We start from the raw sequence: 15757 nt of genomic DNA on the forward strand, positions 1-15757 counted from the left end.
CGTTCCCGCTCCTTGACGACGACCCCACGCCGGGGGCGGCAAGTGGACACCATGACGTACTTCGACCTGGACATCGAAGAGTTCCCGGCGGCCGAGTTCGACGGCTACTTGCGGCGTCACCCAGGCCGGCCGCTGATGGCTCCTGGCCGTGGGCCGGTGTGCCCGGTGCGCTGTTGGTCGGGACACTCGGTTGCCTGGCGGGCTCGGCGATCGGTTTCGCCCTGATCCTGACACCTTTGGTTTTCGCCGGCTCTTCGCAGTTCTCCCGGCACTCACTCGACGACGGCCTGATGTGGTGCAAAGTGGTATGTGCTTTCAACCCTCTGGCATGCGTGAGTGATGGCATGCGCGTGCTGCTCGTCACCGATGTCCCGCACATGCCGCTGGCGCTCGACCTGCTCGCGCTCGTCGTCGCGATCCTCGGCTTCGGCTATCTCGGAACACGCAGTTTTCTGCAACGCGCGCTCGATTGAGCGCCGGGAAACGTGCGGAGTCGTCACAGCAGGGAAGCTGCCTCAGCGAGCCGGGAATGCAGCCACCTGCCTGCCTGGCCGGTGAAGTCCCTGGGATGGGAAAAACCCGCGATCGTCGCACGCGGCGGGGAATCGCTCAGCGGTATTTCGCGGAGTCCGAGTGCGGGCCCCGCTTTTTTGAAAAGCCTCCGCTGAACGATGGCCACCAGTTCGGTCCCGGCGAGGAACTCCAAGGCCAGCGCGAAGGTGGGCACCGTTATCGCGGCGGAGCCGTGCATGCCGAGTCCTATCGGGATCGGGTGCAGAGCCGCCGTTCCTTCTCCCGACGGATCGACCACCACGACGGGCCTTCCGGACAGGCCATCCGGAGTCATCGGCTCGTCGATCATTCGGTTGGCCTGATCGGCCGCCAGGACGAATTCATCGCTGAAGAGTTTGGTGTGCGGGAATTCCAGCAGATCGTGGGTGGCACGGTCCAGCGGCCACAGGACCAGGTCGAAGGTCCGGTTCCGCAGTGCGGCCGCGGGGTCCGGCTGGGGAGAATGGATGACGAACCGCACCCCGGGTGCCTGGGTCGCCAGCGCGCCGATCATCGGCCGCAGCAGCGTGGTCGCGACGTAGTCGCTGGCCATCATGGTGAAAGTGCGTTCGTCGGTCGTGGGTTCGAAAGACTGTCCGGTGGTCAACGCGGCGCGGCCGGTGGCGAGCGCGACTCGGGTGGGCCCGCGCAGCGACTCACCCAGCGGTGTGAGGACGAGCCCTCGTCCTTCGCGGACGAGGAGAGGGTCGTCGAAGTGTCGGCGAAGCCTAGCGAGGATCGCGCTCATCGAGGGCTGGGTCATGGACAACCTCTCAGCGGCCCTGGTCACGTTGCGCTCGGTCAGCAAGGCGTTCAACGGCAGAAGGAGATTCAGATCGATTCTGCTCCACTCGTCTGACATTCGCGGAGTCTACTGTGGATCGGCGAATCTCCGCAGGCCGAAGCCAGGTATAGCGCACGGCGATGCAAGGCATAGACAGTTCGGTCTTTCTGCGCTCCCGATTCGCCGGATAATCTCGGTTTCGCGGTCGCCGGGACCTTCCCGCGCCGCCTTTTCCCGCAGTTTTCCTGGAGGTTCGCCTTGCCTTCGTATTCCCTCACCGGTGCCCAGGTCGGTGTCTGGTACGGCCACCAGCTCGATGCCTCCGGCGTCGCACACAACGTCGCGGAGTACCTGGCCATCACCGGTCCGCTCGATCTGGCCTTATTCGAGGCCGGCTTGCGGCGGCTGGTGGACGAAGCCGAATGCCTGCGAGTTCATTTCTTGGAGGACGAGGGGGAGGTACGCCAGGTCGTCCAACCAGAGGTGCCCTGGTCAATGACTTTCGTGGACCTGCGCGACTGTCCGGAGAAGGCCGACGACCATCTGCGGGAAGTGTTGGAACGGCCGTTCGACGTCACGACGGGGCCGCTGTTCTCCTTCACAGTGCTACGGCTCGCGGAAGACCGGTACCGATGGGTGCACTGCTATCACCACCTCGTCGCGGACGGCTACACGGTGGCGATGCTGGGGCGTCGTGCCGGTGAGATCTACACCCGGTCGGTGGCGGGCGAGGATCCCGGGGAGAGTCCCTTCCTGCCGTTGAAGGTGCTCGTCGAAGCCGACACCGAATACCGCGCGTCGGAGCAGTGCGAGCAAGATCGTGCGTTCTGGGCGGCTTATGTCGCCGACCTGCCCGAACCGGTCAGCCTGTCCGCACGTTCCGCCGCGCCGCCAGGACTCGCGGTGCGCACCACCACCCAGGTGTCCGCGGAGACCACGGCCGCACTCGAACAGGCGGCCCGGACCGCCCGGACCTCGGCGTCGGTGGTGTTGATCGCCGGTGTCGCCGCGTTCCTGCACCGCATGACCGGCCGGGCCGACCAGGTCCTGGGCCTGCCGACGGCGTCGCGTGCGTCCCAGGCCACCAGGACGACGCCGGGGATGTCGGCGAACGTCGTGCCGCTGCGGCTCACCCTCGACCGGGAGATGTCGGTCACCGACCTCCTCACACAGGCGTCCAAGCGAATCAAAGAGGTGCTGGCCCACCAGCGTTACGATTACGCGGGGCTGCGGCGGGACCAAGGGGTTCTCGCTCAGGAGGACCGCCTGTTCTGCAGCCGCGTCAACATCATGCGCTTCACCTATGGCGTGCATTTCGGTGAGGCCACGGCCAAGGCGCACTATCTGTCCGGAACCGTCAGTGACGACCTCTCGGTGATCATCTACGACCGTTCCGACGGGAACGGCCTGGAAATCACGCTCGATGCCAATCCCCGGCTCTACACCGCCGACGAGCTGGCCACGCTGGAAGCCCGGCTGTCGCGATTCTTCGACTCTTTCGCGGTCCTCGGTGACCGTCCGATCGGTGAAGCGGAGGTGCTCAGCACCGCGGAACGGGACAGGCTGCTGGTGGGCTGGGCGGGCGGGTTCACCACCACGGAACCCGCGACACTGGCGGCACTGGTGTCCGACCGCGCCGCCGAGCACCCTGATCGGATCGCGATCACCTGCGACGGCGATTCGCTGACCTACCGCGAGCTCACCGAATCGGCGAATCGGCTGGCTCGGTTACTGATCGCGAACGGCGTCGGCCCGGGGGACCTGGTCGGGCTCGCCTTCCCTCGATCCTTGGAGTTGATCACCGCAATGCTCGGGGTGATCACCTCGGGCGCCGCCTATCTGCCGCTGGACACCGCCTACCCGGCCGAGCGGATCGCGTATCTGATCGAGGACGCCGGTCCCGCCGCGATCCTCGCCACGGACACGGCGTTGCCCGGCGCGGTATCCCTGCACGACGAAGATGTGCGGAACGAGATCGCGAAGCTGTCGGAAGCCCCGGTGGCCGACGCGGAACGCGTCCGGCCCCTGACCCCCGAAGACCCGGCCTACGTCATTTACACCTCCGGCTCGACCGGCGCTCCCAAGGGCGTGGTCATCCCGCACCAGAACGTCGTCCGGCTTTTCAGCTCCACCCGGCGGCAGTATGGCTTCCATCACGACGACGTGTGGACGATGTTCCACTCGTTCGCGTTCGATTTCTCCGTGTGGGAGATCTGGGGGCCGCTGCTGCACGGTGCCCGTCTGGTCGTGGTGCCGCACGCGGTGACCCGTTCTTCGCCCGATTTCCTCCGGCTGCTGGTGGAGGAGAGGGTCACGATCCTCAGTCAGACGCCGTCGGCGTTCTACCAGCTGATCGAGGCTGACCGGCAGGACCCCGGCCTGGGCGCGCGGCTGGCCCTTCGGGCGGTCACCTTCGGCGGCGAGGCGCTCGACCTCACCCGCCTGGAGGACTGGTACGACCGGCATCCGGAGGATTCTCCGCTGCTGATCAACATGTACGGCATCACCGAGACGACGGTCCACGTCACCCAGCTCCCGCTCGGCCGCGCGGATTGCGCGCCGGGCACCGGAAGCCTGATCGGCCGGGCACTCGACGACCTGCGCGTCTACCTGCTGGACGCCGAGGGCTCGCTCGTTCCGCAGGGGATGCCGGGTGAGATCCACGTCGCCGGCGCGGGACTGGCGGCAGGCTACTTGAATCGCCCGGAGCTGACCGAGGCGCGTTTCGTGCCCTGCCCGTTCGGGGTGACCGGAGAGCGCATGTACCGCAGCGGCGACCTGGCGCGCTGGACCGACGACGGCTGCCTGCAGTACCTCGGTCGCGCGGATGATCAGGTCAAGATTCGCGGCTTCCGGATCGAGCCGGGAGAGGTCGAGGCGGCGTTGGGCCGGTACCCGGGTGTGGCGCAGGCTGTCGTGGTCGTACGTGAGGATCGGCCCGGGGACAGGCGGCTCGTCGGATACGTCGTCCCGGCAGGCGACACCCGTCTCGATCCGGTCGCCGTCCGGGAGAGCTGCTCCGGTTCCTTGCCGGAGCACATGGTGCCCGCCGCGGTCGTCGTGCTGGCCGGAATGCCGCTGACCCGCAACGGCAAGGCCGACCGGCGGGCGTTGCCCGCACCGGACTACGCGACTTCCGTCGATCTGTCCCGCGAGCCGCGCACCGAGAGCGAGAGGCTGCTGTGCGCCATGTTCGCCGAAGTACTCGGTGTACCCGAGGTCGGTGTCGGGGACAGCTTCTTCGGACTGGGAGGCGACAGCATCATCGCCATCCAGCTGGTCGCCCGCGCGCGTGCCGCCGGACTGCGGTTCACCCCGGCCGACGTGTTCACGCGGCGCACGGTCGAGGGACTGACGGAGGTGGCGGTGGAGGTCCATGACGAACAGGTCCCCGTCGTCGAGGATCCCGGCGCGCGGGTGCCGCTCACCCCGATCCTGCGCCGGATGACCGATCAGGGCGCACCGTTCGACGAGTATCACCAGTGGACGTTGCTGAGCACTCCCGCCGGGCTGACCGGTGAGCGGCTGACCGAATTGCTGAAGTCGCTCGTGGACGCCCACGACATGCTGAGGGCGAGGCTGGAAGGCGACGGACTGTACATCGGCGACGGAGCCGAAGTCGAACTCTCGATCGTGACGGAAGACCCGCTGAAACACCGCGAGGAACTGGCCGCCTGGCTCGATCCCGCGCAGGGCCGGGTGTTCGGCGCGGTCTGGCAGCCCGGAGCTCCTGGGCAACTGCTCCTGGTGGCCCACCACCTCGTGGTGGACGGTGTTTCCTGGCGCGTGCTGGCCGACGACCTCGCCGCGGCCTGGGCGGGCTCCGGACCGGACCGGCCGCGCACGTCGTTCCGCACTTGGGCCACCGCGCTGACCACTGCCGATCGCGGCGCCGAACTCGCGCACTGGAAGCGGGTGCTGGCCACGCCCGACGCCACCCTTGGCGTGGCCACCGGTGACACCGGCCAGGGGCAGCTGACCGTCGAACTGCCGTCCGCCGCGACGGGACGGCTGCTCACCGCCGTACCGCAGGCCCTGCGCACCGGGGTGCACGAAGTCCTCCTCGCCGCGGCGGCTCAGGCCGTCGGCACCTGGCGTGATCCCATTTGCGCGCCGGTCCTGCTGGAGGTGGAAGGACACGGCCGGGAGGAGACCGCCGTACCAGGCGCCGATCTCTCGCGCACCGTCGGCTGGTTCACCGATCTGCATCCAGTGGCGGTCACTCCGTCCGTCCACGTGACCGAGACCGTCGGGGACGTCAGGGCTCGGCTCGCGGAGGTTCCGGCCGATGGCCTCGGCTATGGGCTCTTACGTCACGTCGATGGTGCCCTGGCCGAAGAGGCCGCTCCGCAGGTGCTGGTGAACTACCTCGGCCGGTTCGGCATCGGTGACGGTGACTTCTCGATCCGCGCCTTCGGCGGCGAGCGGGACCCCCGCATGCCCGCCGCGCACATACTGGAAATCAACGCGCTGACCGAGGAACGCCCGGACGGCCCGGTGCTGACCGGCACTTTCTCCTACGACCGTGCCCGGCTGACCGAGACCGACGCGAAAGAGCTCGCCTTGGCCTGGCTGGACGCCTTGAGCGAACTCGCGACGGGATCCGGTTCGGTGGGACGGCTCATCCCCGCGGACTTCCCCTTGGTCCGGGTGGACCGGAATCGGCTCGACGATCTGATCGGACGGTACCCAGGCCTTGCCGACGTCCTTCCCGTGACACCGCTGCAGCGGGAAATGCTCGAGCACAGCGGGCGCGCCACCGGCGGCCCCGACGTCTACGTCGTCCAGGTGCTACTCGATCTCGGAGGGGATCTGGACGCCGTCCGCCTGCGGAGCGCTTGCCAGGGCCTGGTGGACCGGCACCCGGCTCTGCGGGCGGCCTTTCCCGGTGGCGGAGTACAGATCGTGGTGGCCGGGGCAGAGCTTCCCTGGCGGGACGGCGTCTCGGCGGACCCGGCCGAGATCACGCGAGTGGTGGCCGAAGACCGCCAAGAGCGATTCGACACGACACGGCCTCCCCTGATGCGCGCGCGTTTGCTCCGTACGGGAGAGCGCAGGCACACGTTGCTCCTGAGCATGCATCACGCGGTCTTCGACGGATGGTCGCTGTCGCTGCTGTTGAGGGAGCTGGTTCACGCATACGAAGGTGTTCCCCTGCCCGAGGCGCCCGGCTTCGCCGAACATCTGCGCTGGCTCGCCCGCCAGGACGGCCACACCGCCCGGCACGCCTGGTCGGGGCACGTGGGCGAGACTCCGCCGGCCCTGTTCGCCGCGCCGATCGCCGACGACCCGACGCTGCTGCCGCTTCAGCGGAACCTGCGCCTGGACGAGCCTGATATGGCGGCGCTGGTGCGCACGGGCAAGGAACGAGGTCTGACCCTCGGCGTACTGGTGCGTACCGCCTGGGCGCTGACCCTGGGTGAACTGACGGGAACGGGTGACGTGATGCTCGGCGCCACGGTTGCGGGAAGGTCGCCGGAGGTACCGGGTATGGCATCGATCGTCGGCTTGCACACCGCGATCGTCCCGGTGCGCGTGCGGCGCGCTCCCGGGGAGACTTACGCCGGGTTGGCGGCTCGGTTGCAGACCGAGCAAGCAGGCCTGCTGTCGCACGAGCACCTGGGCTGGCCCGCGGTCGCGGAAGCCCGAGGGGACGGCCCGCTGTTCGCCGCACATCTGGTTTTCCACAACTATCCCGTGGGCCTCCTGGCGAGCGCCGGCTCCTCGGGGGTCGAGGTCCACGGGGTGGAGGTCAACGACGGCACGCACTACCCGTTGTCCTTGGTGGCGCGGCAGGAGGGAGCCGAACTGGCTCTGCGCATCGATCACCGCCGCGACGCGATTTCCGCAGCGGAAGCGGAAGCACTCGGGAACCGGTTGATGACCCACTTGGCGGCGCTGGCCGAAAACGCCGACTCGGTGCCTCTCAGCTGACACACTGAGTGTGCGCCGAGGAGCCATCGTGACGCCCCGTCCTGGCCAACCGGTACACCCAAGAGGACGTCGTGGCCGCGAACGTGCTGCCAGGTCAGGACATCTGTCAGGTTCTCGCGGCCACGACGCGCCGCCCCCCGGAAGTGCTGTGGGGGAGTCGTCGGTGCTTCCGGTCAGAGTCCCAGTAGCCGCTCGGCGTTTCGGTGACCGAGGTTCGCTTTGTCTTCGGCGCTGAGTGGAGCGGTGTCGACGAAGGCTCGAGCACCACCGGCGCCGCCGAACCGGCCTTTCATGCCGTTGTACGGATCGTCGTCGCCGTACATCACCCGTCCGGGGCCGAGTACATCGACAGCCAGGGTGAGCAGGCGATGGCTGAGCACGCCGCCCGGTGTCACATGGAGGTTGCCGGTGATGTACTCGATCACCCGGCGTTGCAGGGTCTTGTTCCCTTCGCTGAGCAAGTCGGCTCGATCAGCGAACGGAACGAGCATTTCGCCCCACCGGCCAAGGATGATCTGCAGAGCCGGATGGCGGTCGAAGGTGCCGGCCAGGATGAGCCGGAGGGCGGCCAGCCCGGCGTCCACGTGCCAGCCCCAGCCTCCGGTGGCGAGGTTGAGGTTCGTCCAGTCGTCGAATCCGCCGTAGCTGGCGTCGCGTACCGTCCGCAGTGGCTGCCCGGGGTGGATGTACAACGGCACATCCAGTGCCGCGGCCGCCTCGAAGACCGGGCGGAACGACTCATGGTCGAGGTACCGCTCGCCGGTCAGTGGCACCACCTGGGCGCCGACGAGCCCCAGCTCGGTGACACTGCGTTCGAGCTCACGCGCGGCGGCCGGAGGGTCAGGCGTGGGCAGTGTCGCCAAGGCAGCGAAGCGGTCCGGGTGAGCTTTGACGGTTTCAGCCAGGAAGTCGTTCGCGTCGCGAGCCAGTGGCACGGCCTCGGCGGCGGGCAGCGGCTGCGTGCCCGGGGTGGTGATCGAAAGCACCTGCATGTCGACCCCCGCCGCGTCCATGCGGGCGAGCCGTTCCTCACCGACCTCACGCAGGCGGTGATCGGTCTGTTCTCGACTGCTGAGCAAGTTCACCGTGTCGTCGCCCCCGAACCGCAGGAGCGCATCGCGCAGGTCCGCCGTCCAGGTGTGCTCTTCGACCCCGATCACGCGCTGTGCGCGAGCCACGTCATCGACCATCCTCATCCCCTGTCGTTTTCGAGTCCGCTCGGCGGGGTGTCCGAGGCCGAGAGGCAGTGCGCGACCGCCGCCGCCAAGATCTCCGGGGCGCTCGCATAGGCGAAATGACCTTGACCGGTGAGCGTCAGCCGCCGGAGTCCGGGCAGGACACCGCGCAGCGCGCCTTCACGGTCGGCCGGCAGCACCGGGCTTTCGGCGCCCACCAGCAGCCAGGTCGGGCCTGTGATGCCGTCCAGGTCGCCAGGACACCAGGCCAGCTCGTCCAGGAGCCTCAACTCGTCGGGAAACGCGTCGACCGTCTGCAGCATCCGGCTCCACAACGGCGATTCGGCGAACGCGGCGATGGCACTCGCCGGAAGCTTGATGACGTCTTCCAGGATCGCGCGGACGGCACCTTCTTTATCGCCACCGGCGATCAGCCGCCGGATCGCGGGAATCCGCCCAGCGCTGACCGGTCCGTCGATCGAATGGCGTGGTTCGTAGACGATGACGGGGCCCGGGAATCGTTCCCGAGCCGCGAAACCGAGGGCACAGCCTCCGCCGAAGCTGTGCCCGAGGATCGCGACGTCGGGTCCGGCGAGGGCCACCACGGCCGAAAGGTCGTCGACCTCCGCGTCGATGGCGAACCCCGGATTGATGTTCGGGCTGGAACCACGCCCGCGCCGGTCGTAGACAAAGACGGTGTGCTTGCCGGACATCGCCGCGGCGAACGGCAGCCAATCCCGAGCGGAAGCGAACGAACCGTGGCACACCACCAACGGAGGTCCGGTACCCAGCCTCAGGTAAGCGAGCTCGGTGCCGTCGGAGGATGTCACTCGGCCACTTTCCGCCACCGAGCCGTCAGGAAGCGGGAGCTGGTCGAGCATCGTGGACCTCCTCGTCTAGAACCAGAGTTAAGATAAGTCGCTTCCGCTGATCCTGCAACCCCGCTGCCTCGACGGTGAGTACGTGACGTCGCGATAGAATCGCGCGGCGGCCTGGGCGAACGGGCCGGGGTCATCCAGCAAGCGACAGGGGGATGGTTCGTTGCCGAGGAACCGTGCGCAGATCCCCATCGAGGAGCGGCGAGCCGACTTGGTCGCGGCCGCCACCGAGGTGTTCCTCACCCGCGGTTACGAGGGCGCGACGATGGACGACATCAGCAAGGCCGCCGGTGTGACCAGGGCGAACATCTACTGGTACTTCAAATCCAAGGACGAGATCTTCGCGGCTGTCATGACGCAACTGCTGCGCCGCGACTTCCACGCGCTGGCCGCCGAACACGCGGGTCTCGACGCGATGAGCAGGCTCACCCGGGGGCTGGCCAGCATGCGCTCGTACCGCTCGCTCCATCAGGCCATGCACGACCGCCTCATGCACAACGACGACGTGCGTGAGGCGCACGATCTGTGGCTGGAGTGGATCCGCGACTTGGTTCGCCGAATGCTGGACGAGCGCGGAATCGATACCGACCGGGACCTGGCCGCCCACCTCATCGAAGCCGTCTTCGAGGCGGTTCACCTGCCGATGACACACCGGCGTCCGCCGCACGAAATGATCCGCTTCATCGTCGATCTGATGGCGAACCCGGCACCTCGCCCGGCCGGCTGACCTGCGTCAACTACTCACTCAAGGATCGGCCGCGCCTTATTGAGCCGTAGGGCAGAGATGTCCTGCCGGATGGCGAGTCCGTGAAGGGAGCTCTCCCCTCATCGCACGCGCGGAAAGTTCCCTTCGCCGCAGGTGGTGCGGTCCTTATGGGCGAGGGAAGGCTCGGACACGTCGCGAAAGTGGCTTTCGCGACACCGAAGCCCGCATCCAGCAAGCGCCCGAACACGCCACATTTGCCTTACGGGTCCTTAAGTCTGTCACTTTGAGTATCTGTAGCTAGCTCACCGTCAACTTTGCCCCTGGATGGGCGGCTTGGTTGACATCGGGTCGAAACCGAACTTATGTTAAACATGGTTTAAGAGACGAGAACTGCAGTTCGGCTCAGCGCGGAGCACCGGAACCCGGGCCGCGGCGCTTTGCCGATGACCGGGTTCAGCTTCACCCCCTCAGGTTCGGAGGGTTCGACCGATGTCCGAAACCGCAAGACCCAGCACCCGTGCCGACCGGCGCCCGGCGCGCACGGCGGCCATTTCCGGCTTCTTCGGCACCACGCTCGAGTACTACGACTTCCTCATCTACGGAACGGCCGCCGCGCTCTACTTCGGCCCCGTCTTTTTCCCGGGCAACTCCTACGCGACGTTGCTCTCCCTCGGCAGCATCGGTGTCGCCTACGTGGCCAGGCCCTTCGGCGCGATCGTCTGGGGGCATCTCGGTGACCGGATCGGGCGCAAGCGGATCCTGTTGGCGATTCTGCTGACGATGGGCGTGGCCACCTTCCTGGTGGGCTGCGTACCGAGCACCGCGGCGATCGGACCGGCGGCGCCGGTCATCCTGATCTGTCTGCGGGTCGTCCAGGGAATCTCCGCAGGTGGGGAACAGGCCGGCTCGGCTCTGCTGGCTCTGGAGCACGCGCCTGACAACCGTCGCGGGTTTTACACGAGCTGGACGCAAGGTGGATCGCAGCTGGGCAATTTCCTGGCTTTCGTGGTTTTCGTGCCGCTGGCGGCCGTCCTGCCCGAAAGCGCGATGAGCGCCTGGGGTTGGCGGATTCCGTTCTGGGCCAGCGCCGTAGTGGTGCTGGTGACCTTCTTCCTGCGTCGCCGGCTTTCGGAACCGCCGGTGCGTCGGCAACTTGAGCGCGAAGGGCTGGCCAGCAAGGTGCCGCTCCTGGCGGTGCTGCGTGATCATCGCGCCGCGGTGGTGCGCATCGTGCTGGCCTCGGTATGCATCGCGCCGGCCGGGCTGGTCTACATCTTCGGTCTCTCCTACGGCACCACTGTGGTGGGGCTCGGGAAAACCGGCCTCCTCAACCTGGTCTCGGCCGCGAGCCTGCTCATGGTCGTCACCCAGCCGCTGTTCGGACTGCTGTCCGACCGGATCGGCCGCAAGCCGGTGTTCGTCGTCGGCGCGGCCGGGACCGCGGTGACGGTGCCACTGTGGTTGAACGGGCTCCGCGCCGGGAACTGGCTGCAGATCTACACCTTCGGCCTGCTGCTCCTGGGGGTTTTCGTCGCGATGACGGCCGGGATAGTCCTGGCGACCTTTCTCGAGATGTTCCCCGCCGACATCCGGTTCAGCGGGATGGCCGTCAGTTTCACGACCGGCATCGTGGTCACCGGTTTCATTCCGGCGATAGCCCAGTCGATGATCCAAGCCGACCCGCACGACCTCACGCCGATTTCGTGGTTGTTCGCGGGGATCATGGTCGTCTCGGGTGCCGCGATCGCGAGCGCGCGCGAGACCGCCCGCATCCCCACCGCGGAACTGGGCATGTCCCGGCGTCGGACCAAGACGGGACCGGCCGGAAACGTCGAATCGTCACTCGTCAAACCTCGTTGAGCCACGCCCCCTGTGTGTGAGAGAAGGGAGAAAGATGAACAGCGACGAAGCCACGGCGAGCAGCACTCTCGCCTTGGCGGACGACGCCGCGCTCGATGCCCTCTACGCGGGGCTTGACGCCGCCGATCTCAGTCCACTGTGGACTATTACCGAAGAGTTGCTCACCCCGGAACCGCGGCCGGCCGCCGTTCCCTGGCTATGGGCGGCCGCGTCGATGAAGCCGCTGGCCCGCGAGGCGATCCGGCTGGTTCCGGTGGAGCGCGGTGGCGAACGGCGGGTGCTGGCGCTGCGGAATCCCGGTCTCGGCGGACGGCCCTACGCGGTCGGCACGTTGTGGGGAGCCCTGCAGTGCTTGGGACCGAACGAGGTCGCGCCCGCGCACCGGCACACCCCCGGTGCGATCCGCTTCGTGCTGGAAGGTGAGGGTGTGTGGACCACTGTGGACGGCGATTCCTGTGACATGCGGCCGGGCGACCTCATCCTGACCCCGTCGGGGCAATGGCACGATCACACCAACGGCGGCGACCGGGAGATGTTCTGGTTCGACGGGCTCGACCTGCCGATGATCCAGGCGCTCGATGGCGTTTTCTTCGAGCACTGGCCCGGACCGGGCGAGTCACAACCCCAGCCGGCCGAGCACAACACGTCCGAGAGGCTGACCCGAGGCAAGCTCGGAAGCCGGTACAGCGACGGCGCGGTCACCGGGCCACTCACTCCGCGACCGTCCGAGCTGCTGATCTACCGGTGGTCCGACACCGCCGCGGAGCTGGAACGGCTGGGCCGGGAGTCGGACGATCCCCTGCTGGTGATCGAGTACACCAACCCGGAAACGGGCGCCAGCGTGCTGCCGACCATGGCGTGCGCGCTGCACCGGGTTCGCGGCCAGAGCCGCGCGACGAGGCGGAGCGGTAACGCGGTCTACGTCGTCTACAGCGGGCAAGGCACGAGCGTCATCGATGGTCAGCTCTTCACCTGGGGCGCGGGCGACATGTTCGTCGTGCCGTCGTGGGCCGCGGTCGAACACAACGCCGCGCAGGCCGATCTGTTCGTGCTCACGGACGAACCCGTCCTGCGAGCCCTGGGGATCGCCCGGCGCCAAGTGCTGCCGGAGCAGCAGAAGGTCACCGGCGAATTTTCTCGGTCCCACGTGAACAGTGGAAGAGGCAGTCGATGAAACTCGCACTGTTCGACGACAACCGGCTCGGCGCCGTCGTCGTGAAGCCGTCCGGTGACACGATCGTCGACGTCACCGAAGCGCTGCCGTGGCCGCACGATCCGGATCCGCTGACCGCGGGCTGGTGGCGAGCCCTTTGCCGCGATTTCGCAGCACTCCGGCCGGCCCTGGAAACAGCCGCCGCGGCGGGAACGCCGCGTTCGACCGACGATGTGAGGCTTCGAGCGCCGGTTCTGGCGCCCTCGAAGATCGTCGCGGCCGCCTCGAACTACCGGGAGCACGTCGACGAAATGCACGAGGTCCAGGAGCGGACCCTGGGCCGGGTCGAGCGCTGGATGATGGAGTTCGACGTGTTCCTCAAAGCGCCGTCTTCGATCGTGGGGCCGGGTGCGGACATCGTGCTGCCCGCCGATGTCGTCGCCGCCGGCCATGAGGTCCACCACGAGTCGGAACTGGTCGTCGTGATCGGATCCGGCGGCCGCGAAATTCCCGAGGAATCGGCGATGGACCACGTGCTGGGCTTCACCGCGGGCCTCGACATCACCGTGCGCAGCCCCGCCGACCGTTCGCGGCGCAAGAGCTACGACTCGTTCAGCCCTGTGGGCCCGTGGATCACCACAAGAGACGAGATCGGCGACGGCTCGGGTCTGGACATCCTGCTGACCACCGGCGGCGAGACCCGCCAGTCCGTCAACACCGGCACGCTCATCACTCCGGTGCCACGCCTGATCGCCTATGCCTCGTCGGTCATGACGCTGTATCCCGGCGACCTGCTGTTCACCGGCGCGCCGCCGGGAGTGGGGCCGATCTTCAAGGGAGAAGAGCTCGAAATGAGCATCAGCCGGATCGGAACCATGAACGTCTCCGTGGTGTGAAAGGAAACAAGCAATGAAGATCGCCAACGTCGCCGGACGTGCCACGCTGCTCGTGTCGGACTTCGAAGGAATCGACGTCGCGTCGGCGAGCGAGGGGAAGTTCGGTCCCGGACTCGGTTCGGTCTACGACGACTGGGACGGCTTCCTCGCCTGGGCCGAATCGGCTCCGGCCCGGGATACCGTGCCGGTCTCCCGTGAGCGGCTCGAAAGCCCATCGCCGCATCCGGGACAGATCATCGCGGTCGGCCTCAACTACGCGGAACACGCCGCCGAGTCCGGGTTCGCCGTCCCGGACCGGCTGCCGCCGACCTTCACCAAATTCGCCAGCGCCCTGAGCGGACCCGACTCGGAGGTGGTGCTGCCCGAAGGCGGCAACACCGACTGGGAGGTCGAACTGGTGGTCGTCATCGGCCGCACCGCGCGCCGCCTCGCGGAGGCAGACGCTTGGCAGTACGTCGCCGGTCTCACCGTGGGGCAGGACATCTCGGAACGGATCACCCAGTCCGCCGGCCCGTCGCCCCAGTTCAGCCTCGGCAAGTCGTTCGCGGGGTTCGCGCCGGTCGGGCCCTGGCTGGTGACCCTGGACGAGCTGCCCGACCGCGACGACCTCGCGCTCGGCTGCACGATCAACGGCGAGGTCGTTCAGGACGGGCGCACCCGCGACCTGATCTTCGGCGTTCCGGCCCTGATCGCGAAGCTGTCGCACATCGTGACGCTGAATCCGGGGGACCTGATCTTCACCGGCACACCCGCCGGCGTCGGGCTGGGGCGCTCGCCGCAGCGGTTCCTCAAGCCGGGCGACCGGCTCGACAGCTGGATCGAAGGCATCGGTTCGCTCCACCAGATCTTCGTCGTCGACGAGCCGGGGGTGTGAGATGGCTCTGCACGGTTTGACCAGGGTCGTGATGGGCGTTCCGAACGTGGCGGAAACCATCGGCTATTACAGCGAATTCGGACTGGAACATCTCGGCAACGGCTCGTTCTCGACGCAAGACGGCGGTGAGCAGCTGCGGATCGTCCCCGCACCCACGAGACGTCTGGTCGAGCTGGGAGTCGGCTGTGATGACCCGGACGATCTCGGGGACATCGCGGCGCGGCTCGACCGGCTAGGGCTGCCGCGCGTCGTCGGCGACCGGACAGTGGAAGCGATCGAACCGGTCACGGGTTTCACCACGAAGGTGCGGATCGCGCCGCGGATCGTGGTGACCCCGGTCGCCTCGACGCCGTACAACGGGCCAGGGCGTATCGAGCGATCCGGCCGGGCACCCGGCGTCGTCCGCTCGGAACCGGTACGGCCGAAGAAGCTGGGGCACGCCGTCATCGGGACGGTGAATCTCGAGGCGACGATGAACTTCTTCATCGACGGGCTCGGTTTCAAGGTCAGCGACTACATCGGGGGCAAGGGTGCCTTCCTGCGGTGCTCGACCGACCATCACAACGTCCTGGCCCTGAGCGCTCCGGTGAACTTCCTGCACCACACGAGCTGGCAGGTCGACGACGTCGATGACGTCGGACGTGGCGCCAAAGCCATGCTGGAAGCCGATCCCGGTCGTCATGTCTGGGGGCTCGGGCGTCACCACGCCGGGTCGAACTTCTTCTGGTACTTGAAGGACCCGGCGGGCAACTTCTCGGAGTACTACGCGGACATGGACTGCGTGCCCGACGACGAGCTCTGGACTCCTGAAGTGTTCGAGGGGGCCCAGGGCCTGTTCAACTGGGGGCCGCCGCCTCCGCCGTCCTTTCTCGCGCCGGACGATCTCGCCGCACTGATGACGGGCCAGCACGCGCCGAGCCGCTGACCGGCCGGAATCTCTTTCGA

Annotated in this window: 11 protein-coding genes; 8 read left to right on the top strand and 3 right to left on the bottom strand. The window is 67.6% G+C overall.

Translation table 11 applies throughout. The features are described from left to right. The first annotated feature begins 158 nt into the window (after positions 1–158). Positions 159–473, top strand: coding sequence for a hypothetical protein (locus tag DMC64_RS20395; protein ID WP_125734774.1), 315 nt, complete (start codon positions 159–161; stop codon positions 471–473). A gap of 23 nt (positions 474–496) precedes the next feature. Here DMC64_RS20395 and DMC64_RS20400 read toward each other — a convergent pair whose 3' ends face one another. Next, on the bottom strand, positions 497–1414 hold the full coding sequence (locus DMC64_RS20400; RefSeq protein ID WP_125734775.1) for a LysR family transcriptional regulator: 918 nt from the start codon (positions 1412–1414) through the stop codon (positions 497–499). A 180-nt stretch (positions 1415–1594) separates the two neighbouring features. Between DMC64_RS20400 and DMC64_RS20405 the strand changes: the two genes are divergently transcribed. After that, positions 1595–7270, top strand: a complete 5676-nt coding sequence (locus DMC64_RS20405; RefSeq protein ID WP_125734776.1) for a non-ribosomal peptide synthetase — start codon at positions 1595–1597, stop codon at positions 7268–7270. Positions 7271–7443: 173 nt separating this feature from the next. Here DMC64_RS20405 and DMC64_RS20410 read toward each other — a convergent pair whose 3' ends face one another. Then, positions 7444–8448 (bottom strand): amidohydrolase family protein, encoded by a 1005-nt coding sequence (locus tag DMC64_RS20410; RefSeq protein WP_158634240.1) that lies wholly within the window; start codon positions 8446–8448, stop codon positions 7444–7446. A 14-nt stretch (positions 8449–8462) separates the two neighbouring features. Continuing rightward, positions 8463–9326 (bottom strand): alpha/beta fold hydrolase, encoded by an 864-nt coding sequence (locus tag DMC64_RS20415; protein ID WP_125734778.1) that lies wholly within the window; start codon positions 9324–9326, stop codon positions 8463–8465. Between the two features lie 160 nt (positions 9327–9486). Here DMC64_RS20415 and DMC64_RS20420 point away from each other — a divergent pair, with 160 nt between their 5' ends. The 6 genes from DMC64_RS20420 to DMC64_RS20445 all read left to right on the top strand — a co-directional run bounded on the left by DMC64_RS20420 (position 9487) and on the right by DMC64_RS20445 (position 15737). Further along, a complete protein-coding gene (locus tag DMC64_RS20420) occupies positions 9487–10050 on the top strand; it encodes a TetR/AcrR family transcriptional regulator (protein WP_125734779.1) in 564 nt (187 codons plus the stop codon). Positions 10051–10518: 468 nt separating this feature from the next. Beyond that, positions 10519–11889 carry an MFS transporter gene (locus DMC64_RS20425; RefSeq protein WP_125734780.1) on the top strand — a complete coding sequence of 457 codons (1371 nt, stop codon included), beginning with the start codon at positions 10519–10521 and terminating at the stop codon, positions 11887–11889. A 34-nt stretch (positions 11890–11923) separates the two neighbouring features. Next, entirely contained in the window at positions 11924–13063 is a 1140-nt protein-coding gene (locus tag DMC64_RS20430) for a cupin domain-containing protein (RefSeq protein WP_125734781.1), read from the top strand. Then, the gene (locus DMC64_RS20435; RefSeq protein ID WP_125734782.1) at positions 13060–13938 is read left to right on the top strand and encodes a fumarylacetoacetate hydrolase family protein; all 879 of its coding nucleotides are present in this window, start codon (positions 13060–13062) and stop codon (positions 13936–13938) included. The genes DMC64_RS20430 and DMC64_RS20435 overlap by 4 nt, the downstream gene beginning before the upstream one ends. Before the next feature lie 13 nt (positions 13939–13951). Beyond that, complete coding sequence (locus DMC64_RS20440; protein WP_125734783.1) at positions 13952–14812, top strand: fumarylacetoacetate hydrolase family protein; 861 nt, start codon at positions 13952–13954, stop codon at positions 14810–14812. 1 nt (position 14813) lies between these two features. Then, positions 14814–15737, top strand: coding sequence for a VOC family protein (locus DMC64_RS20445; protein ID WP_125734784.1), 924 nt, complete (start codon positions 14814–14816; stop codon positions 15735–15737). The last annotated feature ends 20 nt before the right edge of the window (positions 15738–15757 follow it).

Origin of the sequence: Amycolatopsis sp. WAC 04197 (assembly GCF_003947475.1) — a bacterium.
GTDB lineage: Bacteria > Actinomycetota > Actinomycetes > Mycobacteriales > Pseudonocardiaceae > Amycolatopsis > Amycolatopsis japonica.

Bases quoted from the DNA above. Each gene is read 5' to 3' on its own strand.
- DMC64_RS20400 (WP_125734775.1), bottom strand. From the start codon at position 1,414: ATGTCAGACGAGTGGAGCAGAATCGATCTGAATCTCCTTCTGCCGTTG.
- DMC64_RS20415 (WP_125734778.1), bottom strand. From the start codon at position 9,326: ATGCTCGACCAGCTCCCGCTTCCTGACGGCTCGGTGGCGGAAAGTGGC.
- DMC64_RS20425 (WP_125734780.1), top strand. From the start codon at position 10,519: ATGTCCGAAACCGCAAGACCCAGCACCCGTGCCGACCGGCGCCCGGCG.
- DMC64_RS20430 (WP_125734781.1), top strand. From the start codon at position 11,924: ATGAACAGCGACGAAGCCACGGCGAGCAGCACTCTCGCCTTGGCGGAC.
- DMC64_RS20435 (WP_125734782.1), top strand. From the start codon at position 13,060: ATGAAACTCGCACTGTTCGACGACAACCGGCTCGGCGCCGTCGTCGTG.
- DMC64_RS20440 (WP_125734783.1), top strand. From the start codon at position 13,952: ATGAAGATCGCCAACGTCGCCGGACGTGCCACGCTGCTCGTGTCGGAC.
- DMC64_RS20445 (WP_125734784.1), top strand. From the start codon at position 14,814: ATGGCTCTGCACGGTTTGACCAGGGTCGTGATGGGCGTTCCGAACGTG.